This is a genomic window from Streptomyces sp. HUAS TT11, from assembly GCF_051553595.1.
GTDB lineage: Bacteria > Actinomycetota > Actinomycetes > Streptomycetales > Streptomycetaceae > Streptomyces.
Genome location: NZ_CP196184.1, coordinates 6,284,997 through 6,308,392, shown reverse-complemented (window position 1 = coordinate 6,308,392; position 23,396 = coordinate 6,284,997). Strand labels below are relative to the sequence as shown.

Sequence of the window (23,396 nt, the reverse complement as noted above, 5' to 3'; positions counted from 1 at the left end):
CACCGGTTGACCTGGGCCTTAGTCGTGTCCTGAGACTGGTGGGCGCGGACGGTTTCGAACCGCCGACATCCGCCTTGTAAGGGCGGCGCTCTACCGCTGAGCTACGCGCCCAGGACGAGTCGACAGCCTACATCGATCCAGGGGATACCCCGCAAACGCGCGTGACCGGGAACTCGGCGGAACGCCTGCAGGGGGTTAACCCCACCTCGGACCGGGGAGTCCGCTCCATCCTCCCGGGGGCCGCCGGTCCGTACGGTCGAAGAACACTCCGCTTCCGCACTTCAGGCTCTCAGGGGGACACTGTCATGGCTCGTACGACGACGCACACCGGTCGGTCAGGCCGGATCGGGCGCACTCGGTTGATCGCCGTCGCCGGGGCCGTCGCGGTCGCCGCCACGGTCGCGGCCTGCGGCAACGACGCCCGGGACGACCGGCACCCCGACCACCGCTCCTTCGCGCTGCACGGCCGTACGCTCACCGTCGACTCCGACGACTCGGCGCTGGAGATCGTCCCGGCCGATGTGCACGAGGTCCGGGTCACCCGGTGGTTCCAGGGGACGGTCGTGGTCGGTGGGGATCCCCGGGTGACCTGGGCCATGAAGGACGACCGGCTGGTGCTGCGGCTGAAGTGCTCCGGTCTGGTCGCCGACTGTTCCGCGCGGCACCGGATCGAGGTGCCGCGCGGGGTGGCCGTCAAGGTCGAGGACGGTGACGGCAGCGTGCGGGCACAGGGCTTCGAGGAGGCGCTGACCATCCGGACCCAGGACGGTTCGGTGCGGGTGAGCGACTCCACGGGGCCGCTCACGCTGGACAGCGGTGACGGGTCGGTGCGGGCGACGGGGGTGGGCTCACGGCGCGTGCACGCCGCGACGCGGGACGGCTCGGTCCATCTCGAACTGGGGGCCGTGCCCGATCTCGTCGAGTCGAGCAGCGAGGACGGCTCGGTCACCATCACGCTGCCGCACGAGACCTACCGGGTCACCACCCGCACCGGGGACGGCTCCGTCCATGTCTCGGTCCCCAGGGATCCGGCCAGCTCACACGTGGTCGACGCACGGACCCGGGACGGGTCGGTCACGGTGCGGACGGCGGGGTAGACCACCGGCCGGGCAAAGAAGTGGTAGGGGTCGCAGCGCATCACGAACCGTACGCCCCGTGTGTTCGTCCTCAACCGGTGGGAGAATGACACCGGGCAGGGCGGATGACAGCACGGGAGAGGGATGTGACGGCGACACCACCACAGCCGTGTACGCCGTTTGCGCCATGCGCGCGCCATCGATCGCCGAGCGTTCCGCCCGGCCGCACGACCACCCCGGTTGCGCCGTCCGACGGCCGGGAACACCGGGGCGCATCCCGCGGCGCCGGTGCGGCCTCCGTCCGTGCCTCGGCCGGCTCCCGTAGCCGCGCGGCCGTCCGTGACACCCTCGCCGTCCTCGCCCTGCCTCTCGTCGTCGCGCTCGTCCTGCCTGCCGCCTTCGCCGGGGGCGGGACACGGCGGTGGTTCGGCGGGCGGTCCGAGGGACAGCGGGCCGAGGCTCAGGCCGCCAAGGACGCCGCCGCGGCCGCCTTCTACGAGCTCGACACCGCCCAGCGCGATCTCAGGATCTCGATCGAGACCATCGGCGCCGTGGACGACTCCCCCGCCGCCCGGCGCGCGATCACCGACTTCGAGGCGCTTGGGCGGCGTATCGACGAGGCCAGTCAGCGGTACATCCAGGCCGTCGACGCGCACGACCTCGATCGCGTCGATCTCGAGGCCTCCGCCGCCTCCCGGGCCCGTACCGAACTCACCGCCGCCAAGGACGAGCTGGGCCGGGTCAAGCAGGAGCTGGATCGTTTCGGCGCGAGCCTCGGACCGCTGCTCGGAAAGGCCGAGACCCAGCTCGCCCGGCTGGCACCGGCCGTGGAGCGTGCCCGCCAGGCGCTGCTCGCCGCCAGCAACGCCCTGGACGGCGTCCGGTCCTCCGGGCTCAGGGCCGACGACCTCGCCGCCCGGCTGGCCGCCCTCGCGCCCGAGCTGACCAAGCTCAATCAGGGGGCGGGCCGGCACGGCGTGGCGCAGACCCTGGAGCGCGCGGAGCGTGTCGCCCGGGAGGCGGAGGGCGTCCGTACGCAGGCCGAGCGGCTGCCGGAGCGGGCCGCCGAGATCGATCACCGGCTCGTCTCGCTGCGGACCCGGGCGCAGGCTCTCACCACGCGTGCCGGTCAGGTCGAGCCCGTGCTGAGCGAGCTGCGCCGGCGGTTCGCCGCGGCCTGCTGGCAGGACCTGCAGCAGGTCCCGGAGCAGGCCGGCGAGTCCGTGCGGCAGGCCGAGCTGAAGCTCAAGGAGGCGCAGGCCGCCCGGGAGGCGCAGCGCTGGCCGGACGCGACCTCGCTGCTGTCGACCGTCCGGGCGCTGCTGAACACGACGGACGAGGCCGTGTCCGCGGCCGGTGACCGGCTGCGGCGGCTGAACGCCGTCCAGAAGGACCCGCAGCAGGAGATCGAGCGCACGCGGTTCGCGATCCGGGACGCCCAGCGGCTGGCGATGACGGGACGCAACACGCCCGATCCGCGGCACGCCCGGCCGCTCGACGACTCCGTGGCCCGCCTGGACCGGGCGGTCGCGTCGCTGGAGGGCCGCCACCCGGACTACTGGCACTTCCTGACCGAGACCGAGGCGGTGCGTCGGACGGTCGCACGGGTGGTCGGCAGTATCCGGGACGAACGCGGCGCGGGAGCGTCGTAGCTCGGGGTGCGGCGCCCACGGCGGCGGCTGCGCGCTATCCGCGCACCGCACGGGGCGGTGCGGGAACCGGACGGCCCTGCGCCCGGGCGCAGGGCCGCTCGGCGGCACTCGAGCGACGGCTCAGGTGCGGTACGCGTAGTACGCGGCGCTCGGGTACGACGCGATGATGCTCGCCACCGACCTGTTGTAGGTGTTGGTGGAGTGGTACGTCACATACGGCACGCCCTGCGAGTTGCGGGAGGTGACGATCATGGAGTGGTCCTTGGACCCGTCCTTGTCGAAGTCCATCTGCAGCACGTCGCCCACGTCCATCTGGTAGACGTTGGCCAGGCTGGTGACCCGCTTGGAGGACAGGGCGAACCACGAGAACTCGTTGACCCCGATGAACGAGTCGGACTGGATCTCGGAGTTGCCGAACCACTTGTGGAAGTCCGACGTGTAGCCGGGCACATGCTTCCAGCCGCCCGCCTTCAGGGACTGGCTGACGAAGTTGGTGCAATCCCCGCCGGCGCCCTGTCCGTTGAAGTCCGGGTAGTCCGGGTTGTACTTGCTCCAGTACTTCTGCGCGTACGCGGCCATGGCCTTGTAGTCGTAGCCGGTGGCGGAGAGGTTCTTCGGCTTGGCCGGCGCGGGCCGCGTCGTGGCCGAACGGGCCGCCTCCGGCGGGCCGTCGTCGGCGGCGGTGGCCGGAGCCGCAACGGCCGGCTTGGCGACCTGGTTCACGGCCAGGTAGCCGTCGTCGGTGTCACGGATGCCGGTCAGCTGCCAGTCGCCGTCACGACCGGCCTTGAACGTCAGCTCGTGGTGGGCCTGGAAGCCGGTGGTCTTCGGCTCGCTGCCCTTGACCTTCTCGTACGTCAAGGTCGTGGTCTCGGTGACGGCGACCGTGGCGTGCCGGCCCTTCACCTGCGTGGCGTCCAGCTTGACGCTGGTGGTGGCCCCGCTGTACTTCTCCCCCAGCTGCGCGAGACGGGCCTTACGGACGCTCAGCTTCGTGAGCGCCATGTTCTCGTCGCGGGACTGCGTTCCGGACAGGCGCACCTTGCCCGAGAATCCGGACGTCAGCCGGTGCCCCTTCTTTCCGCCTTCGGCGTCGTCCACCAGGGCCTGGGTGCGGTCCGTGAAGACCGCGTCGGCCAGCCGCTGGAAGGTGGCCCTGGTCGCCGGGTCCACCTTCGGGTCGTCCGTGACCGCCGCGCCCGCGCTCCAGTTGGGCAGCAAGGCGACTCCGGCGACCACCGAGGCGGCCGCCGCGGTGATGACGGTCGTGCGGCTCCGCTTACGGCTCAGTCTTCTTGATTTCAATGATGTTCCCCTCTACGCCGGTACACCTACCGGGCGACGGCATCTTCGCACGGGCTGTGTGACGGTTGTGAAGAGGGGACGCACAAGTGGAACCGGGCTGCTCCAGACGTCACTTGACCACCGTCGACCAGTCCGGCGACTGCGCCGGGTCCAGGCTGCGCAGACGCTCCAGCGTCTCCGGCTTCTGCACGTCGAGCCAGTCGGCCAGTTCCTTGAACGAGACGCACTGGACGCCCTTCTTGGTGCACACGTTCTTGACCATTTGGTCGATGGCCTTCATGTAGATGCTGCCGTTCCAGTCCTCGAAGTGGTTGCCGACGAACAGGGGGGCCCGGCTGCCGTAGTAGACGCGGTCGAAACCGGCCATGTACGAGTCGACGGTCATCTGCTCCCACTCGGCGTACTTCGACGCGTCGCCCTGCGTCTCGCCGGCCGACTGGTTGTAGAGGAAGTTGAAGTCCATGGACAGGCCTTGGTACTTGCCGCCCTCGTACGGGAGCATCTGCAGCGGGAAGTCCCAGATGCCCTTCTTCTTCGCCGGCCATATCTGGAAGTCGCCCGGGGAGCTCGCGTCGTAGCGCCAGCCGTAGCCCTTCATGGCCTTCAGCAGGTTCGGCTGGCCCTCCAGGCAGGGGGCCCGTCCGCCGGTGACCTCCTTCTTGAAGTCGAAGGGCAGCGCGGGAACGTCCTTGTTACCGGTGTTGGTCTTCCAGTTCTCGACGAAGGAGTAGAACTGGTCGATCTCGCTCTTCCACTCGTCGACGCTCCAGTCGCCGCCGCCCTTGGCGCCGCAGAAGTGCCCGTTGAAGTGGGTGCCGATCTCGTTGCCGTCGTTGTACGCCTGGCGCAGTTGCTCCACCGTGGTGCGTATGTGCTCGTCGGTGGCGTAGTCGATGGCAGCGTCGCCCGTCTCGTGCTGCGGCGGGTGGTAGAGATCCTTCTTGTCCTTGGGCAGCAGGTAGATGCCCGTGAGGAAGAAGGTCATGTGGGCGTTGTACTCCTTGGCCAACTCCCGGTAGTGCGAGAAGAGATGGTCGCTTCCCTCCAGCGCGCCGTCCCAGGAGAAGACCACGAACTGGGGTGGCTTCTCACCGGGCTTGAGCGGCTTCGGCTTCAGCGAACCTTTCTGCGGTCCGGTGTAGGAGGTCGAGCCGTCGCCGATGACCTGTGTCCGGCCGTCCCACTCGGGCGTCGCGCTCGGCTTGGCTGTGGCCTTGTCGTCCTTCCGCTCGCTGCCCGCGGAGGCGGTCGGCGCCGTGTCGTCGTGCCGGGCCACTGCCAGGAAGGTCACCGTCACGGACGCTACGGCGAGAAGGGCCGCCAGGGTGATGTTGCGGCGGTTGTTGGTGCGGGTGGGGCGTGCCGGGCGGCGGCGATGGCCGTTCTTCTTCGTCACGGGCGGCTCGTTCCGGGAGGAGGTGGGGGGTGGTGTCTCGGCGCCGTCGTCAGCCGAGTGGACTCATGGCTTTCGACCAGATGCCGTAGGGGACGCTGCCGGCCGTGGTGCCGGCGAGCCCGTCGAGTTCCAGCGGTTCGAGGCTCTTGGACAGGTCGATCCGGTAGACCACGACCGCCGTCGACACGGACGCGGCCGTCCCGACGTACCAGGACGCCGTGTCGTCGTACGTGGTTCCGGCCTTGCCGGCCACCTGGGCGGTGGCGGGGGCCGCGTCCGGATGAGCGGTGCGGAAGGATTCCGTCAGCGCCTCGGTCACCTGGCGGGCCACCGTGGAGCCGAACGCCCGCCGGGACGCGGGCACTTCGAGTGCGACCTTGGAACCGTTGCGGGTCACACGGCGCACCGAGTAGGGCTCGGTGTGCGTACCGTCCGCGGCGAACGTGCTGTATCCGCTGGCCATCCGGATCGCGCTGGGCGTGGCGGTGCCCGTGGACAGTGCGGGCACCTGCGGTCCCATGCTGGAGGCGAGCAGCCCGGCCGCCTCCGCGGTGTCGCGGACCTTGTTCAGCCCTGTGTCCATGCCCAGTTGCATGAACGGGGTGTTGACGGACAGGGCGAGTGCCTGCCCCAGACCGATCTGCCCGTAGGACTTGTTGCCGTCGTTGTGGGCGGCGACCTTCTTGCCGCTGCGGTCCCAGTACGGTCCCTCGGGCGTGGTGACGGGAACGCCGTCGTCACCGTTGTAGAGCGACTCGGGGGTGACCGGGGTGGCCGGACCGTTCCTGGCCTTGTAGACACCGTGCTCCAGGCCGGCGGCATAGACGAACGGCAGGAAGGCCGAACCGGCCTGCACAGTGGTCGCGTTGGACTCGTTGTACCCCTGGGTGCGGTGGTCGGGGCCGCCGTAGACCGCGAGGATGCGCCCGTCCTCGGCGACCGATGCCGCGCCGTAGTGGGCTGCCTTCGCCGAGTCGGGGTGGTCCTTCCGGCCCTGGCCCCGGGCCTTGGTCACCGCGTCGGTGAGCGCCTCCTCGCGTTTGCGGTCGAAGGTCGTGTAGATCTGGTAGCCGCCCAGGTCGAACTGCTTGTCCGAGACGTGCCCTGACTTCTTGACGTACTGGGAGGCCAGTTCGACGAGGTAGTCGCTCTGCTTGCCCGTGTTGTAGAGCGGGTTCTGCTTGAGCGGCTCGGGGAAGGTCCGGTACTTCGCGCGCTCCGACGGTGACAGCTTGCCGATCTCGACCATCCGGTCGAGGATCCAGGACCAGCGTTCCACGGCCCGCTCGTGGTTCGCCTTGCTCAGAGTGGGGTCGAACAGGCCCGCCCCCTTCAGCAGGGAGGCGAGGAAGGCGGCCTCACCCGCGTCGAGTTGGCTGACGTCCTTGCCGTAGTAGGCCTGGGCGGCCCGCTGGATGCCGTAGGTGCCGCGGCCGAACCAGCTGGTGTTGAGGTATCCCTCGAGGATCTTGTCCTTGCTCATCCTGTTGTCGAGCTTGAGTGCGATCATCGCCTCGGTGAACTTGCGGCTCACCGTCTGGTTCTGGGTCAGATAGACGTTCTTCACATACTGCTGGGTGATGGTCGAACCGCCCTCGGTGTCCCCCTCGCCGACCGTGCGCCACAGGGCGCGGGTGAGACCCGAGAGGGAGATGCCGGGGTCCGAGTAGAAGCTCTCGTTCTCGGCCGCGAGGACCGCCCAACGGACCTGCTCCGGTATGTCCTTCAGCGGCATGGCCTGGCGCTGCACCCAGCCGGTGCGGGCCATCGGCGTGCCGTCTGACCAGAAGTAGACGTTGTCCTGCTGGGTGGCGTACGTGTTGAGGTTCTGCGGTATGTCCGTGGCGGCGTACGCCACGGCGAGGAAGACCCCGCTCATGCCGACGGACGCCAGTACGGCCCCCAGCCACTGGCGCCAGGAGGGCATCCAGCGCCGCCACCCGGTCCGGCCCGGCCGGGGGTAGACCGGCCTGAGCCTGCGGACGTAGGGCGCAAGCCTGCGGGCGTGGGGTTCGAGTCGGGCCTTGACCCGGGCGAGCAGCGGGGGTGGGGCGGCTTTCTGACGGGCACTGCGTCGAGGACCCAACTTCGGTCTGGGTATGCGCAGTTGCATGGTGACGTCGGGCTTCACCGGCACGACGTCGTCCGGGTCCGCGGACTCCGCGGTCTTCAACTGCTCGGTGGCTTCCGGGGGAAGGGGTACCCCGGCCTTCAACTTCATGGTGGTGTCCGCAGGCAGAGGCACCCCGGCCTTCAACTGCCCGGTGGTGTCCGAGGGAAGGGGCACCCCGGCCTTCAACTGCATGGTGGTGTCGGGATCGAAGGACTTCCCCGTCCCGGCCTCGCCCTCCGGGCGGCGCTCCCGCGGCTGCTCGGGCGTCACCTCGGGATCCTGGGGACGGTCGCCGTTCCCGCTAGTCACGGTGAGCCCTCTCGCCCGCACGCGTTTGTGGATGCCGGCCCTCTGTTCGCTGCCGTGCCTCGGTCACCACTGCGTCTCCCTCCGCACTCGGTCTTGCGCGCGCGGGTAGATGCAGCTGCCACACATGCGGCTGCGAGCCCCCCCTCACGACGTTGCGGCTCCTCGCGGCTTCTATAAATTATCAGCGGCCTATGTGATCTACCGGGTCAGGAGTGGCAGAGAAGTGGCCAACTCATGGAGAGTACGGAGATGTCAAGAAGACACTCGGGTCGCCCACGCCCCGTCGGGGGCGACCTCACCGGGCCCTTGGGCACCCCTGCGTTCTTGCGGTCAGGGGGATCAGAACGTCCGGAACTCCTCGAAGGGCGGCTCGAACGAGGGGTCGGGCAGGCGAACAGCCGTGCAGCGAGGCGCCGGTTCGGCCCGAGGATCGTCGACGGCCGCCGTCGGAGCCCCCGGCTCACGCGGGAAGGCGTCGGGAACCACCGTCCAGCCGAGGTTGCGCTCGTAGTAGCGCAGGGCGGTCCGCACCGAGGGTGACCAGACGTCGTCGAGGACGATCAGCCCGCCGGGTCTGACGATCTTGCGCAGGAAGTAGAGATCGACGAACACCTCGTGGAACCGGTGGCTGCCGTCCACGAAGGCCGCGTCGGCGACGAGGCCTTCGGTGAGGAGCCGCGGAAGCGCGATCGACGACGGAGTGGACAGAAGGGAGGCGATCGGGTCCAGTCCGGCGGAGCACAGCAGATCCCAGCCGGCACGGGACCAGTCACGGTCCTGGTACGGGTCGACGATGATGTGCCGGGGACGCGGCGGGTCGATCGTGACCAGCGCCTCACCGATCGCGAGCGCGGAGCCGGCGTAGGCGAGACCGATCTCGACGACCGTCTGCGCCCCCTCGGCGATCAGCAGGTCGCGCAGCCGGTCGCATGCGTGCTCGGGCACCGAGATCGTCTCGAAGTCCGCCGCACCGCCCCGAGTCCGGGGCGGTCCCTCCTGTGCCAGCCGACGGCGTACCGCCCGGACCCGTGCCCTGCGATCGCCCGTTCCCGGTTCTCGCCCGTGGTCGTCGAACACTCTTCAGTACCTTTCGACGTCGTCGTGGCATGTACCGGGAGTGCTTCCGGCCTTGCGATGTCCTGGGATCGCCGGTGGCCGCCGGTTAGCCTGTGCCCATGCCACGCTATGAGTACCGCTGCCGCAGCTGCGGCGACACGTTCGAACTGAGCCGTCCGATGGCGGAGTCGTCCGCCCCTGCCACGTGCCCGTCCGGTCACGACGACACGGTGAAGCTTCTGTCGACCGTCGCGGTGGGCGGCAGCGCGTCGGCACCGGCGCCGGCTCCCCGGGCGGGCGGCGGCGCGGGCGGCGGATGCTGCGGCGGTGGCTGCTGCGGCTGAGCACCCGCTCAGCGCCGACGCGCCAGGGTCAGTCCGTCCGCCACCGGCACCATCACGCTGTCGACCCGCTCGTCCGCCGTCACATGGTCGTTGAAGTCCCTGATGGCGGCGGCGAGTCCGGACGCGCCCGGGTCCGTCACGCCGCCGTGGTAGAAGACGTTGTCCGCCACGAGCAGACCGCCCGGACGCATGCGCGGCACCAACTCGTCCCAGTAGGCGACGTAGTTGTCCTTGTCCGCGTCGATGAACGCCATGTCGATGTGCGGCTCGGCGGGCAGCGCCCGCAATGTGTCGACCGCGGGCGCGATACGCAGCTCGATCCGGTCGGACACCCCCGCCTTCGCCCATGCCGCCCGCGCGTGCTCCGTCCACTCCTCGGAGACGTCGCATGTCAGCAGGGTTCCGTCGGGGGGCAGCGCCTGCGCCATGGACAGCGCCGACAGCCCGGTGAAGGTCCCGATCTCGACGACCCGCCGCGCCCCGGTCAGCCGCACCAGAAAGGCCAGAAGCGGCCCCTGCTCCTCGGCGACCTGCTTGCCCGCCACCAGTGGCAGTCGGGTGTGCGTGACCTCGACCAGCATCCGCTGCACGGGGTCCAGTGGTGGGTTGTGGCCGAGCATGTAGGCGTAGAGCTCGTCCGTCAGCGGCGTCCCGTTCCCCTTGGCCACCCGGTCCTCCTCCGGCCCGCCCCCGAGATCCTGAGCGCTTCGGGCTCCCCTCCACCGTATCCCGGGGTTACCGAAAGGGGGCGGGTCGTGCCGGACCGGGACGGGTCAGGCCTGGCGCGCCTCCTTCAGGAACTCCCGCAGGATCCGCTCACCGGCCAGCACGCCCCGCTCCGGCAGGGCGGTGATGCCCGGTGCCGTCCAGTCGGCGTCGGCGAGCTCGCCGTGGCCCGGGCGCCAGCCGCGGTCGGCGGCGAACAGCAGGTCCGCATCCAGCAGGGAGTCCCCGGCGGCGAGGGTGAGCGCGGCCCCGGTACGGCGGGCGACCTCCCGCACGGCGGCGCTCTTGGTGAGCGGCTTCGGCACGGCGTAGATCTTGCGGCCCTGCAGGGACACCGTCCAGCCGCGGTTCTCGGCCCACACGGCCAGTTCCTTCACCCACTCCTCGGGCAGCAGCTCGCGCTCCACCACGAGGTAGGCGAAGAGGTCCTCGGCGACCCGGTGCTTGCGCACCCACGCCGGGTCCGCGGTGGCCGCCAGGTGCTCCCGCACCTCCTCGAGCGGCGCGCACTCCTCGGCGAGCCGGGCGACGACCGCGGCGTGCCACTCGGGGTCGGCGACACCGTCGACGAGCAGATGGCCGCCGTTCGCGCAGATCGCGTACGTCGGGGCCGGGCCGGGCAGGTTGATGCGCTGGTACTGCTTGCGGGTGCGGGTGGTGGTCGGCACGAACACCGCGCGGTCGCCGAGGTCGGTGAGCAGTGCGGCCGCGCTCTCGGTCATGTACGACAGCGGCCTGCTCTCGTGCACCTCGACGCACAGCAGCCGGGGCGCCCGCGCGTCCGGCATGGTCAGTGCGAGCGCCGCGGACGAGTAGATGAGCGTACGGTCGAGGTCGCTGGCGACCAGAACGGGGGTCATACCGTCACCGCCTTGCCGTCGGCGCCGGTCGCGCCCCGGGTGTACCTGGGATGGATCAGTCCCACGCAGGTGTAGGGCAGTTCGTCGACCAGCTCGACCGGCACGCCCCGCTGCTCGGCCAGCAGCCGCACATGGTCGAGGTCGGCGCCCGCCCCGGATCGCGCCAGTATCTTCCAGGGCACCCGGCGCAGCAGCACCCGCGTGGTCTCGCCGACGCCGGGCTTGACGAGGTTCACGTCGTGGATGCCGTACTCCTCGCTGATGCGTTCCACCGCCGCCCAGCCCTCCCAGGTCGGCGCGCGGTCACCGGAGAGCAGCTCCTTGGTCTGTGCGTCGACCGCGTCCTCGACCTCCGTGAAGCAGGCCGAGACGGTGTCGAGGAAGGCGTCCGAGACGTCCGCTCCGGCGAGCTCGCGGTAGAACTTCGCGCCGTGGTAGTCGTGCGGGCCGACCAGGTCGGCGCGCAGCACCGTGCGGGATATCAGCCCGGAGACCGTGGAGTTGAGGCAGGCGGACGGGATGAGGAAGTCCTCGCGCGTGCCGAAGGTCCGTACGCAGGAGCCCGGGTCCGCGAGCACCGCGATCTCCGGATCGAAGCCGGTGATGCCGTCGGACTCCTCGAACTCCCGGATCGCCTCGGCGAGTTCCCGGGTGATGGCGCCCTTGCCGGTCCAGCCGTCGACGAAGACGACGTCGGCCGGGTCGTGCCGGTCGGCCAGGTACCGCAGGGCGTTGGCGTCGATACCGCGTCCGCGCACGATGGACACCGCGTAGTGCTGCACGTCGAGGCCGTGGCGGTGCCTCGCCCAGCGGCGCATCAGGACGCCCACGGGGGTTCCGGCGCGGGCCAGCGAGACGAGGACCGGACGCGGGGACCGTTCGGCGAGGACGGTCTCGGTGACCACGCCGACCGCCTGCGCGATACGGGCGGCGGACGTCTCGAGTGCCGCGTGGAACAGCTCCTGGTACTGCTCGCTCGGCTGGTACTCCACCGGCAGCGACTCGGCGTAGTGCGCGCCACCGCTCTGGATCGCCTCCTCACGTTCCTCGGTCGGCGCCTCCAGGGTGACGTCCGAGAGGTCCTGGAGCAGCCAGCCGACCTCGTCGGGCGCGTACGAGGAGAAGGCGGGGCCACGGAGTGGCTCGGGCAGCATGGCGGGCCTTTCGGGGACGTGCCGGGACGCGGGGACATAGCTGGGCACGACCGCGAGCAGGACGTGCGGGGTGTGGGCGGCGAGCCGGTACAGGAGGCCGCCGGGGGCGTGCAGTCCGGGTGTGTCGGCCACGGAGTCCACGACGGCGACGACGGCGTCGAAGCCGGCACCCGCCACGTTGTAGGCGTAGCGCTCACCGGGGCCGTCGGCCGGGTCGTCGTGGGCGGGGAAGGCGATCCGGCTGCGTATCGCATAGCCGGGGTCGTCCACGGCGAGGACGGGCGAACGGGTGGTCGTGGAGAAGCGGACCTCGGCGGAGGCGACCTGTTCAAGCTCCCGGGCCAGGCGCAGCGGCGCGTACATCAGCTCCTCGAAGCCGAGCACGAGGACACGTCGGGCAGCGCCGGGAATCGCCTCGGCCAGCCGCGCCGCCATGGCGGGCAGCGCACGCTCCAGACGGGCCCGGTGCTCGGGGGTGAAGCCGTGGCGCCCGCCGTCGGGCAGACCGCCGGGCCAGCCGAGACTCACCCGGGTGATGCGGCCGGGCGCGTCGGCCCTGTGTCCTGATGTCTCACCGGCCGCGGTGCCCGGCTCCGCACAGCGCGCGGCGCTCACGGCGCTCTCGTGCTCAGCGACCAGTGCCTGGCCCTTCTCCAGCACCCCCTCCGGCAGCCGCACGGTGCCCGAGACCGCCGCCACGAGGTCCACTCGGGCGCCGATCTCCCGGGCGAAGCCCTCCAGCCGCCCCAGATCCTCGGTCGAGCGCATGTCGACCAGCGCGACGACGACGTACCGGTCGCGCGGGAACCGCTCGTGCAGGTCGCGGATCGTGTTCATGACCGTGTTGCCGGTCGAGAACTCGTCGTCGACCAGGACCAGCGGACCGTCGCCGGCCAGCAGCGCCGGATCCTCCGGGAGCAGCAGGTGCGAGGTGGCGTGGGAATGCGACTCCTCGAAACCGCCGGCCGGGGCGACACCCTCGACGGGCCGGCGGGTGGAGTGGAGGTAGGGGGCGAGGCCGAGCCCGTCCGCGACGGCGTGACCGAGCCCGGTGGCCGTCTCCGCGTAGCCGAGGACCACCGCGCCGCGTCCGCCCGAGCCGTACCGGCCCCCGCCGTCGCCGCCCAGCAGCTCCCGCACCCGGCGGCCGAGCGCGAACCCATGGCTGTAGACGACGGCCGGTGACTGCGGAACGTGCTTGCCCAGCACGTTGGAGACGAGCAGATGCGCCCGTTTGGGGTTGCGCCGCAGTGCGAGACCCAGCAGATCGGTCAGCCGTTCGTCGCCGACCAGCTCCACGCCGAGCCGCTCGGCGACCCACGTCCCGGACCAGACCACGTTCTTCCTCGGTTCCATCTCGGTCGGTGCCGGCGTCAGCCGGGAAGCCCGGCGGCCAGCAGCTCCACAAAGCCGATGTCCTCGCCCGCCACACCGAAGACCTCGGCGCGCTGGAGCGTGCGCTCCGCCCAGGCGCGGTGCGGCTTCACCTCGTTCATCTTGTTCGTGTACGCGGAGCGCAGCACTCCGCCGCCGAGCCGCTCGGGCCGCATGATGTCCTGGGCGTCGCTGAACTCCTCGTGACTGACGACCGACAGTGCGTGTACGGGCATCACGTGCGAGGGGTGGATGCAGGTCTTGCCGAGCAGTCCGTTGGCACGGTCGAGGGAGATCTCGCGCAGCAGCCCGTCCAGGTCGTGCTCGATGAGCGTCTCACGCAGTTCCTCGACCTCCCCCTCCAGGAAGGGGCTGCGCCGCAGCTGCGGCTTGAACATGCGCTCCTGTGCCCTGAAGTACTCCCACACGGGCCCGGTCACCGTGAATCCGGTGCCGTCGGCCCGCCCGAGAACATTGACGACGTCGGCGATCACGGAGGCCACGATCTGGACGTCGTACGCGGTCATGTCCGGCGCGCGGCGCAGGCCGTACGAGGAGCAGAAGTCGGTGACGCCGAGGCGCAGCGCGAGGACCCGGTCGCGGTACTTGTCGACGGTGCGGAAGATGCCCTCCAGCGTCTCCCGGCGCGTCTCCAGGTAGAGCAGGGAGGGCGACTCGAGGACGGGCATGGCGAACAGCCTGCGCCCGCTCGCCGCCACGGCCCCGGTCAGGGCCTCCAGGAACGGGACGCCCCGCTCCTCGGTGAACTTCGGCAGCACGAACCCGGACAGCAGCCGGACCGCCGGACCGAGCCGGGCCACCAGGTCAGGGATCTGCTCGGGGACACGGACCCGGATGAAGAGCAGCGGCAGCTCCACGTCCGGGCGCCCGGCGAGGTCGGTGAACTGCCGGACCAGATTCTCCTCGGCGTCCACGACGTCCGCGTCGTCGATGGAGTCCTCGAGGCACAGCACCATGGACACGACGCCCCGGCCCGCCTGCTTGACCACGTCGTCGGCGAGCTGCGGGCGGGTCGCGGGGCTGTAGAGCGTGGCGCCGAGGGCCACCGCGAGTACACGCGCCGGGGCGTCGGCGGTGAAGACGGCGGGCTCCCGATGGAAGAGCCGCCGCCGCTCCTCAGGGGCGATATGCCCGAAATGACGCATGAGACTCCCCCGTGGTGCTGGACTGCCCGAAAAGTGGTGGCCGGTAATACTACGTAGAACTCCATGTCATGGGTTCCCGTTGGGCATGAAGTTCAGGTAACTCGGCTGTGTCCGTGGTACATCGGCGCAGCGGCGCGGGTCCACCCCCGCGTTGTCGTGACCTTGACGGGGAAGGCAGGATGACGCCATGACGCACGCGATGCTGAAGGGGTCGAACGTACCGCTCGAGGTCACGGCGGTACGGGCGGTGCTGCGCTGGGCAGCGGGACAGGGCGCTCCCGAAGTGGACGCCTCGGCGCTGCTCCTCGGCCCCGAAGGGCGGGTGCGGTCCGACGAGGACTTCGTCTTCTACAACCAGCCCCGGCACCCCTCGGGCAAGGTCCGGCTGCTCGGGAAGAAGCGGGAGGCGGACCGGCTGACCGAGACGATCCAGACGGACCTGGCGGGCGTCGAGCCCGGCGTGGGCCGGGTCCTGCTGGTCGCCTCCGCGGACGACGTCACCTTCGACCAGGTGCGCTCGCTGAGCATCCTCCTGTACGACGCGGCGGCCGCCGACGGAGAGCCACTGGCGTACTTCGACATCAAGCCGGAGACCGGCGCCGAGACGGCCCTGATCTGCGGGGAGCTGTACCGGCGCGGCGACGCCTGGAAGTTCCGGGCGCTCGGCGAGGGCTATCTGAACGGGCTGAAGGGCCTCGCGAACGACTTCGGCATCTCGGTGGACGAGTCGGAGGCACCCGCCGAGACCGGAGCGGTCCCGGCCGTCGCCGAGATCTCGGTGCCGCTGCCCCCGGAGCAGCCGGTACCGCAGCAGCCGGCCTACGGCTACCCGGCGGAGCCGGTGACGACGCAGCCCCAGCCGGCCTACGGCTATCCCCAGCCGGCCGGCCCGTCCGCCTACGGATATCCGCAGACGCAGACGGCCCCGGCGACGGCGCCCGCCTACGGCTATCCGCCCACCCCGGCACCGGCCCTGGACCCGAACTTCACGCTCCCGCCGCAGGGGCCGCAGTTCATCGGGCGGTAGCGGGCTACGCCTTCGTCTTGTAGCCCCGGCCCCACTGCAGACCCCAGCCGTAGAGCCGGTCGAGTTCGGCCTGGAAGCCGTACACGAACTTCACCTCGCGGCGCACGACGATCTCGCCCTTGATGTTCTCTATCAGGACGACCGCGCAGGAGCGGGCCTGCGGGTGGCGTTCGTCCAGGCCGATCTCGATACGCGGGCCGTTGCTGGGATAGAGCGTGACCACGGCGTGCGTACGGTCGAACGCGGGCGTCTGGTCGTAGATGTAGACGAAGATCAGCAGCCGTTTGAAGTCGTCCCGGTGATCGAGGTTGACGAAGATCGTCTCACCGGAGCCGGAACCGAACCGGTCGTCACCGCTCAGCTTGATGTACGGCGGGTCGTTGAGCTCCCCGAAGAAGCTGCCCAGCGGCTGCACCACACCCTTGGTGCCGTCGGCCAGCTCGTACATGCAACCGAGGTCGAGGTCGACGTTGACCATGCTCTGGGTGTGCGCCTGCACGACCTCGGGGGTGAACATACGGAACGGGTGCCGCAGCAGGCTGCCCCGCTCGGGACCGCCGATGTCCGAGGTCCGCATCCGCCACGACAGGTTGATGCGCAGGTTCCCGGTGGCCGCGCCCTGCTTGGTGAGCGAGACCCGCTGGTGCCGTTTGGTCAGCTCGATCGCATTGCTCGCCGCGCTCCCCGAGTCGAACTCCGTCGCGCGCCCGCGCCACACGCCGTCCCAGAAGCCCATGCCCGCCCCCTGTCCCTACCCGATTCAACAGCCGCGGGGCGGCCGCCGAGGACGTGTCCTCGCTGCCGCCCCGCACAGAGCGTTCCTCACCTGGGCCCGGTCCACACCCGCGAACCGTCACTGACGGGCGAGCGAGCATGAGCCCGAGGGACTCGTACGCCCCGAAGGCCGACCGGGCCGCGTGAAGGGAGGAACGCGCGCCCCTACACCCCGGACGAGACCTCAGTCTTCGCGTCCGGTGCCTCCGCTTTTCCCTCGGCCGCGGCAAGCGCGCGGTTGCGGCGCACCGAGGACCAGAAGGACCAGCCGATGAGGAGGACACCGACGAGACCGGTGATCACCTCGTTGATCTGGTACTGGATGGTGACCATGAGGATCACCGCCAGCGCGCCGATCGCGTAGTGCGCGCCGTGCTCCAGGTAGACGTAGTCGTCGAGGGTGCCCTGACGGACCAGGTAGACGGTCAGCGACCGGACGTACATCGCGCCGATGCCGAGGCCGAGCGCCATCAGGATGATGTCGTTGGTGATGGCGAAGGCGCCGATCACACCGTCGAACGAGAAGGACGCGTCCAGGACCTCCAGGTAGAGGAACATGAAGAACGCGGCCTTGCCGGCGAGCAGGACCGCCGAGCGGCCCTTGCCGCTGCGCGCGGCCTCTTCCTCCGCCTCGCTCTCCCGCTCCTCCTCGTCCTCGAGCCTGTCCTCGAAGAAACCGGAGAGACCGCCGACGATCATGTACGTGATCAGACCGGCGATGCCGGAGATCAGAACCGTCTGGCCCTTGTCGATGTGCGCGCCGCCGTGCTGGTGGGCGTGGGTCGCGAAGGTCATGGAGGCGATCAGCAGGACGATCAGCGCGATGCAGACCGACAGCATGTCGACCTTGCCGAGCTTGGCGAGCGGGCGCTCGATCCAGCGCAGCCACTGGATGTCCCGGTCCTCGAAGATGAAGTCCAGGAAGATCATCAGAAGGAACATCCCACCGAAGGCGGCGATCGCCGGGTGGGCGTCGGTGACGAGCTGCTGGTACTGGTCCTTGTCGGTCAGCGCCAGGTTCACCGCGTCGATCGGGCTCTTCTTCGCCGTGACGGCGACGATCACGACGGGGAAGACCAGCCGCATACCGAAGACGGCGATCAGCACACCGACCGTGAGGAAGATCTTCTGCCAGAAGGCACTCATCTTCTTCAGGATTCCGGCGTTGACCACCGCGTTGTCGAAGGACAGCGAGATCTCGAGGACGGACAGGATCGCCACGATGCCGAAGGCGGTCCACCCCCCGTAGAGGACCGCAAGGACCAGGCCGACCGCGGTGACCACGAACGACCAGCCGAAGGTTTTCAGAAGCACTGGCTACCCAATCCGAATCTGTACGGGACTCCCCCGTCGCCGTACCCGGCTTTACGAAACGTTGACTCCGAAGTCTAGAGCGATTCCGCGCAGACCGGATGCGTACCCCTGTCCCACCGCCCTGAACTTCCACTCGGCGCCATAGCGGTAGACCTCGCCGAAGATCATCGCGGTCTCCGTGGAGGCGTCCTCGCTCAGGTCGTAACGGGCGAGCTCCTGACCGTCGGCCTGGTTGACCACACGGATGAAGGCATTGCTGACCTGGCCGAACGTCTGGCCGCGGTCGTCGGCCAGATGGATCGAGACCGGGAAGACGATCTTGTCGCACTGGGCCGGGACCTTGGACAGGTCGATCAGGATCGACTCGTCGTCACCCTCGCCCTCACCGGTGAGGTTGTCCCCGGTGTGCTCCACCGACCCGTCCGGGCTCTTGAGCTGGTTGTAGAAGACGAACCACTCGTCACCGAGGACCCGGCCGCCACTGCACAGCAGCGCGCTGGCGTCGAGGTCGAAGGGGGCTCCGGTGGTCGAGCGCGCGTCCCAGCCGAGCCCGATCATCACCTGCGTGAGATTCGGTGCGGCCTTGGAGAGGGAGACGTTGCCTCCCTTGGCGAGCGTGACACCCATGATGCTGGTCCTCCCCGAGATGGTGCTGCTCTGCTTGTCCTGCGCGTCCGGCGCCGCACTCAAACCGTGCGACGCCGGACGTGCGGTTCAGACTGCTCAGACGTTGACGCCGAAGTCCTGCGCGATACCGCGCAGGCCCGAGGCGTAACCCTGACCGATGGCGCGGAACTTCCACTCCGCCCCGTGGCGGTACAGCTCACCGAAGACCATGGCGGTCTCGGTGGAGGCGTCCTCGCTCAGGTCGTACCGCGCGATCTCCTGCTGGTTCGCCTGGTTGACGACACGGATGAACGCGTTGCGGACCTGGCCGAAGGACTGCTGGCGGTTCTCGGCGTCGTAGATCGACACCGGGAAGACGATCTTCTCGACGTCGGTCGGGACCGAGGCGAGGTTGACCTTGATCACCTCGTCGTCGCCCTCGCCCTCGCCGGTGATGTTGTCGCCCGTGTGCTCGACGGAGCCGTCCGGGCTCTTGAGGTTGTTGAAGAAGACGAAGTTCTGGTCGCTGCCGACCTTGCCCGACGTGTTCAGCAGCAGTGCGCTGGCGTCGAGGTCGAAGTCGGTACCGGTCGTGGTGCGGACGTCCCAGCCCAGACCGACGAGGACCGCGGTCAGGCCCGGGGCCTCCTTGGTCAGCGATACGTTGCCGCCCTTGCTGAGGCTGACTCCCACGAGTCCCTCCATTGGTGTCCAGGGGCGGGGAGCCCCGTAGTACGTTGGCATCGGATCAACGAGTCGATCCTAGTGACGGGTTCCCGTACCCCGCAGGCCTTGGGACCCGAGAATCACAGGGTGTCGAGCGCCTTCACGTACTCGTTCAGGTCGCGCGCGTCCGGCAGGCCGTTGACCACGGTCCACCGCACCACGCCCTCCTGGTCGATGATGAAGGTCCCGCGCACCGCGCAGCCCTTGTCCTCGTCGAAGACGCCGTAGGCGCGCGAAATGTTGCCGTGCGGCCAGAAGTCGGACAGCAGGGGGTACTCCAGGCCCTCCTGTTCGGCGAAGACGCGCAGGGTGTGGATGGAGTCGTTGGAGACGGCGAGAAGCTGGGTGCCGCCGTTGACGAACGCCGGCAGGCTGTCGCGCAGCGCGCCGAGCTCCCCCGCGCAGACGCCGGTGAAGGCGAACGGGTAGAAGACCAGCACCACGTTCTTCCCGCCACGGAAGTCGGCGAGCCTCACGGTCCTGCCGTGGTTGTCCTTGAGTTCGAAGTCGGGGGCCTTCTCGCCGACCTGGATCGCCATGGGCCTGCTTCCCTTCCGGTGGGGCTGGTCGAGTCGGACCCACCCTACGCAGCGATCACAGCAGGCCTGAGGACGGGCTGAGTGTTCAGCCCGTCCTCGGGATCCCTTGCCCGGGCGACTTCGTGGACGAGGCCGTTGGGACCGGGGTGGGGTCCGGGGGCACCACCCCCGCTACGGCCGCCCCGGCGACCGGCCGGTCCAGCGGAGCGTCACCTCTTGGACCTGGCCCCCTTCGGCGTCACCAGCCGGGACCCGCTCCAGTCCTTGCCCACGCTGACACTCTTGGACGCCGACAGACCCGCCGTCGTCGCGGATTCAGAGATGTCGCTCGGCTCCACGTAGCCCGTACGACCCGTCTTCGGGGTGAGGAGCAGGATCGAGCCGCCTTCTTCGATGTACGTGGTGGCGTCCACCAGCACATCCGTCAGGTCGCCGTCCTCGTCGCGGAACCACAGCACCACAGCATCGGCGACGTCGTCGTACTCCTCGTCCACGAGTTGGCTGCCGATGAATTCCTCAATGGCCTCGCGGAGCTCCTGATCGACGTCGTCGTCGTAGCCGATCTCCTGGACCACCTGCTCGGGCTGGAACCCCAGCCTCGCGGCAGGGTTCGTCCGCTCCTCCGCGTGGTCCGCGGTCGCGCTCACGGCTTGCCTCCTGATCATGTCTTGTCGAATATCTCAGCCACGCGCGTACGCGAAGCATTGGCCGTAGTCCACACGGGCGCGGCGGATCGCGCAAGTACCCGGCGGTTCAGACCGCCGAAACGGTGACGATCCTGGCCGTGTCGCCGCAACTCCAGGCACGGTATCGCGCCGGATGGTGATCCACACCACACCGTTCTGCCCGGTTTGCGCATTCCGGAATCCTCTGTGGGTACGAGAGTCGAATGACTTTGCGGGACCCGTCACCGCCTGGGCGTATCGTGTCGCTTTGCTCGTGAGCGTCCCCGAAGAACCGATCCGCCACTGTGGTTACCTCACGGTAAAGATGACGATTCCCTTCCCCGAGGTACACGATGGGGATCGGTGCAGGCACAAGGAAAAAGTGGCCCTCTGACAGGTAAGGAACAGCGTGGCTTCCGGATCCGATCGCAATCCGATCATCATTGGCGGCCTTCCTAGTCAGGTTCCTGACTTCGATCCCGAGGAAACCCAGGAGTGGCTCGACTCCCTCGACGCCGCAGTGGATCAGCGCGGCCGTGAGCGGGCCCGCTACCTGATGCTCCGTCTGATCGAGCGGGCCCGCGAGAAGCGCGTGGCCGTGCCCGAGATGCGCAGCACGGACTACGTCAACACCATCCCCACCAAGAGCGAGCCGTTCTTCCCCGGCAACGAGGAGATCGAGCGCAAGATCCTCAACGCCACACGGTGGAACGCCGCCGTCATGGTCTCCCGCGCCCAGCGACCCGGGATCGGGGTCGGCGGCCACATCGCCACCTTCGCCTCCTCCGCCTCGCTGTACGACGTGGGCTTCAACCACTTCTTCCGCGGCAAGGACGAGGGCGACGGCGGTGACCAGGTCTTCTTCCAGGGCCACGCCTCCCCGGGCATCTACGCGCGGGCCTTTCTCCTCGACCGGCTCTCCGAGCGTCACCTGGACGGGTTCCGCCAGGAGAAGTCGAAGGCTCCGTACGGGCTCTCCAGCTATCCGCACCCGCGCTCGATGCCGGACTTCTGGGAGTTCCCGACGGTCTCCATGGGTCTCGGCCCGATCGCCGCGATCTTCCAGGCCCGGATGAACCGCTATATGCACGCGCGCGACATCGCGGACACCTCCCGCTCGCACGTGTGGGCCTTCCTCGGCGACGGCGAGATGGACGAGCCGGAGTCGCTGGGCCAGCTGTCCATCGCCGCCCGCGAGGGCCTGGACAACCTGACCTTCGTCGTCAACTGCAACCTCCAGCGCCTGGACGGCCCGGTGCGCGGCAACGGAAAGATCATCCAGGAGCTGGAGTCGGTCTTCCGGGGCGCAGGCTGGAACGTGATCAAGCTGATCTGGGACCGCACCTGGGACCCGCTGCTGGCGCAGGACCGGGACGGGACTCTGGTCAACAAGATGAACACCACGCCGGACGGCCAGTTCCAGACGTACGCGACGGAGTCCGGCGCGTACATCCGGGACCACTTCTTCGGCGACGACCACCGGCTGCGCGCGATGGTCGAGAACATGACCGACGACCAGATCCTGCACCTGGGCCGTGGCGGTCACGACCATCGCAAGATCTACGCGGCGTTCAAGGCGGCCAAGGAGCACAAGGGCCAGCCCACGGTGATCCTGGCCAAGACCGTCAAGGGCTGGACCCTGGGTCCCAACTTCGAGGGCCGCAACGCCACGCACCAGATGAAGAAGCTGACGGTCGCCGACCTCAAGCACTTCCGCGACCGACTGCACCTGCCGATCTCCGACAAGGACCTCGAGTCCGGCCTGCCGCCGTACTACCACCCCGGCCGGGACACGGAGGAGATGCAGTACATGCACGACCGGCGCAAGTCGCTCGGCGGGTACGTCCCGACACGCGTCGTGCGCTCCAAGCCCCTGCCCCTTCCCGACGACAAGGCGTACGCGGGGGTCAAGAAGGGCTCCGGTCAGCAGTCCATCGCCACCACCATGGCGTTCGTGAGGCTGCTGAAGGACCTCATGCGGGACAAGGAGATCGGCCGGCGGTTCGTGCTGATCGCCCCCGACGAGTACCGCACCTTCGGCATGGACTCGTTCTTCCCGAGCGCGAAAATCTACAACCCGCTCGGCCAGCAGTACGAATCGGTCGACCGCGACCTGCTGCTCGCCTACAAGGAGTCCCCGACCGGCCAGATGCTGCACGACGGCATCTCCGAGGCGGGCTGCACGGCGTCGCTGATCGCGGCCGGCTCGGCCTACGCCACGCACGGCGAGCCGCTGATCCCGGTGTACGTCTTCTACTCGATGTTCGGTTTCCAGCGCACCGGCGATCAGTTCTGGCAGATGGCCGACCAGCTCTCGCGCGGTTTCGCGCTGGGCGCGACCGCGGGCCGTACGACTCTGACCGGCGAGGGCCTCCAGCACGCGGACGGCCACTCGCAGCTCCTGGCCTCGACCAACCCGGGGTGCGTGGCCTACGACCCGGCCTACGCGTACGAGATCGCCCACATCGTGCAGGACGGTCTGCGGCGGATGTACGGCTCCTCGCCCGAGCACCCGCACGGCGAGGACGTCTTCTACTACCTCACCGTCTACAACGAGCCGATCCGGCAGCCGGCCGAGCCCGCCGGCGTGGACGTCGAGGGCATTCTCAAGGGCATCCACCGGATCTCCGAGGGCACCTCGGGCACCGTCCGGGCGCAGATCATGGCCTCCGGCGTCTCCGTGCCCTGGGCGCTGGAGGCGCAGCAGCTCCTCGCCGAGGACTGGAACGTCCGTGCGGACGTCTGGTCGGCGACCTCGTGGAACGAACTGCGGCGCGAGGCCGTGGACTGCGAGAAGCACAATCTGCTGCACCCCGAGGAAGAGCAGCGGGTGCCGTACGTGACACAGAAGCTCAGCAGTGCCGAGGGTCCGTTCGTGGCCGTGTCCGACTGGATGCGATCCGTTCCCGACCAGATCGCACGCTGGGTGCCCGGCTCCTACCAGTCGCTGGGCGCGGACGGCTTCGGCTTCGCGGACACGCGGGGCGCGGCCCGCCGCTTCTTCCACATCGACGCGCAGTCGATCGTGGTGGCGGTCCTCGCCGAGCTGGCCGGGTCGGGCAAGATCGACCGCTCGGTGCTCAAGCAGGCGATCGACCGCTACCAGCTGCTCGACGTGACGGCGGCCGACCCGGGAGCGGCGGGCGGCGACGCGTAACCCCCCGCATCGCCCGGCCGCGGTGGCCGATGGGCGGCGAGGCCGACGGCCTCGCCG

The 23,396-nt window shown here is 69.4% G+C and carries 19 protein-coding genes and 1 tRNA gene; 5 read left to right on the top strand and 15 right to left on the bottom strand.

The window, feature by feature from the left end:
• Positions 1-36: 36 nt before the first annotated feature.
• A tRNA-Val gene (locus ACSHXN_RS28030) sits at positions 37-111 on the bottom strand.
• 194 nt (positions 112-305) lie between these two features.
• On the opposite strand from ACSHXN_RS28030, the gene ACSHXN_RS28025 reads away from it, so the two are divergent.
• A complete protein-coding gene (locus ACSHXN_RS28025; protein ID WP_356295208.1) occupies positions 306-1,097 on the top strand; it encodes a DUF4097 family beta strand repeat-containing protein in 792 nt (263 codons plus the stop codon).
• 125 nt (positions 1,098-1,222) lie between these two features.
• Complete coding sequence (locus tag ACSHXN_RS28020) at positions 1,223-2,728, top strand: hypothetical protein (protein WP_356295205.1); 1,506 nt, start codon at positions 1,223-1,225, stop codon at positions 2,726-2,728.
• Positions 2,729-2,848: 120 nt separating this feature from the next.
• Here ACSHXN_RS28020 and ACSHXN_RS28015 read toward each other — a convergent pair whose 3' ends face one another.
• From ACSHXN_RS28015 to ACSHXN_RS28000, 4 genes are all read right to left on the bottom strand, one after another.
• Positions 2,849-3,967 carry an amidase domain-containing protein gene (locus ACSHXN_RS28015; RefSeq protein WP_355135102.1) on the bottom strand — a complete coding sequence of 373 codons (1,119 nt, stop codon included), beginning with the start codon at positions 3,965-3,967 and terminating at the stop codon, positions 2,849-2,851.
• Between the two features lie 175 nt (positions 3,968-4,142).
• Positions 4,143-5,363, bottom strand: coding sequence for a hypothetical protein (locus tag ACSHXN_RS28010; RefSeq protein WP_438306507.1), 1,221 nt, complete (start codon positions 5,361-5,363; stop codon positions 4,143-4,145).
• Positions 5,364-5,478: 115 nt separating this feature from the next.
• Positions 5,479-7,542 (bottom strand): transglycosylase domain-containing protein, encoded by a 2,064-nt coding sequence (locus tag ACSHXN_RS28005; protein WP_438306506.1) that lies wholly within the window; start codon positions 7,540-7,542, stop codon positions 5,479-5,481.
• A gap of 648 nt (positions 7,543-8,190) precedes the next feature.
• Positions 8,191-8,928 (bottom strand): class I SAM-dependent methyltransferase, encoded by a 738-nt coding sequence (locus tag ACSHXN_RS28000; RefSeq protein ID WP_355134906.1) that lies wholly within the window; start codon positions 8,926-8,928, stop codon positions 8,191-8,193.
• Positions 8,929-9,026: 98 nt separating this feature from the next.
• Here ACSHXN_RS28000 and ACSHXN_RS27995 point away from each other — a divergent pair, with 98 nt between their 5' ends.
• Positions 9,027-9,251, top strand: a complete 225-nt coding sequence (locus ACSHXN_RS27995; RefSeq protein ID WP_331267255.1) for an FmdB family zinc ribbon protein — start codon at positions 9,027-9,029, stop codon at positions 9,249-9,251.
• Between the two features lie 8 nt (positions 9,252-9,259).
• On the opposite strand, the gene ACSHXN_RS27990 is transcribed toward ACSHXN_RS27995, so the two are convergent.
• The 4 genes from ACSHXN_RS27990 to ACSHXN_RS27975 form a co-directional block, all read right to left on the bottom strand.
• Positions 9,260-9,919, bottom strand: coding sequence for an O-methyltransferase (locus ACSHXN_RS27990; RefSeq protein WP_355134908.1), 660 nt, complete (start codon positions 9,917-9,919; stop codon positions 9,260-9,262).
• 105 nt (positions 9,920-10,024) lie between these two features.
• The gene (locus ACSHXN_RS27985) at positions 10,025-10,837 is read right to left on the bottom strand and encodes an HAD family hydrolase (RefSeq protein ID WP_383353853.1); all 813 of its coding nucleotides are present in this window, start codon (positions 10,835-10,837) and stop codon (positions 10,025-10,027) included.
• Positions 10,834-13,347: a phosphoribosyltransferase gene (locus ACSHXN_RS27980; protein WP_438304025.1), complete on the bottom strand. Its 2,514-nt coding sequence runs from the start codon at positions 13,345-13,347 to the stop codon at positions 10,834-10,836. Before ACSHXN_RS27980 ends, ACSHXN_RS27985 begins: the two co-directional genes overlap by 4 nt.
• A 17-nt stretch (positions 13,348-13,364) precedes the next feature.
• A complete protein-coding gene (locus tag ACSHXN_RS27975; RefSeq protein WP_355134914.1) occupies positions 13,365-14,531 on the bottom strand; it encodes an HpcH/HpaI aldolase/citrate lyase family protein in 1,167 nt (388 codons plus the stop codon).
• A gap of 187 nt (positions 14,532-14,718) precedes the next feature.
• Here ACSHXN_RS27975 and ACSHXN_RS27970 point away from each other — a divergent pair, with 187 nt between their 5' ends.
• Positions 14,719-15,558: a TerD family protein gene (locus ACSHXN_RS27970; RefSeq protein WP_355800760.1), complete on the top strand. Its 840-nt coding sequence runs from the start codon at positions 14,719-14,721 to the stop codon at positions 15,556-15,558.
• Positions 15,559-15,562: 4 nt separating this feature from the next.
• Here the strand turns inward: ACSHXN_RS27970 and ACSHXN_RS27965 are convergent, their stop codons facing one another.
• From ACSHXN_RS27965 to ACSHXN_RS27940, 6 genes are all read right to left on the bottom strand, one after another.
• The gene (locus tag ACSHXN_RS27965) at positions 15,563-16,294 is read right to left on the bottom strand and encodes a TerD family protein (protein ID WP_355800762.1); all 732 of its coding nucleotides are present in this window, start codon (positions 16,292-16,294) and stop codon (positions 15,563-15,565) included.
• Positions 16,295-16,497: 203 nt separating this feature from the next.
• Complete coding sequence (locus ACSHXN_RS27960) at positions 16,498-17,646, bottom strand: DUF475 domain-containing protein (RefSeq protein WP_355134920.1); 1,149 nt, start codon at positions 17,644-17,646, stop codon at positions 16,498-16,500.
• A gap of 51 nt (positions 17,647-17,697) precedes the next feature.
• Complete coding sequence (locus ACSHXN_RS27955; RefSeq protein WP_345547361.1) at positions 17,698-18,273, bottom strand: TerD family protein; 576 nt, start codon at positions 18,271-18,273, stop codon at positions 17,698-17,700.
• Between the two features lie 96 nt (positions 18,274-18,369).
• The gene (locus tag ACSHXN_RS27950; RefSeq protein WP_355134922.1) at positions 18,370-18,945 is read right to left on the bottom strand and encodes a TerD family protein; all 576 of its coding nucleotides are present in this window, start codon (positions 18,943-18,945) and stop codon (positions 18,370-18,372) included.
• Between the two features lie 113 nt (positions 18,946-19,058).
• Complete coding sequence (locus ACSHXN_RS27945) at positions 19,059-19,517, bottom strand: peroxiredoxin (RefSeq protein ID WP_355134924.1); 459 nt, start codon at positions 19,515-19,517, stop codon at positions 19,059-19,061.
• Positions 19,518-19,726: 209 nt separating this feature from the next.
• Positions 19,727-20,164 (bottom strand): DUF3052 domain-containing protein, encoded by a 438-nt coding sequence (locus ACSHXN_RS27940; RefSeq protein ID WP_355134926.1) that lies wholly within the window; start codon positions 20,162-20,164, stop codon positions 19,727-19,729.
• A gap of 427 nt (positions 20,165-20,591) precedes the next feature.
• Here ACSHXN_RS27940 and aceE point away from each other — a divergent pair, with 427 nt between their 5' ends.
• Positions 20,592-23,339 carry a pyruvate dehydrogenase (acetyl-transferring), homodimeric type gene (gene aceE, locus ACSHXN_RS27935; RefSeq protein ID WP_356112872.1) on the top strand — a complete coding sequence of 916 codons (2,748 nt, stop codon included), beginning with the start codon at positions 20,592-20,594 and terminating at the stop codon, positions 23,337-23,339.
• Positions 23,340-23,396 lie beyond the last annotated feature (57 nt).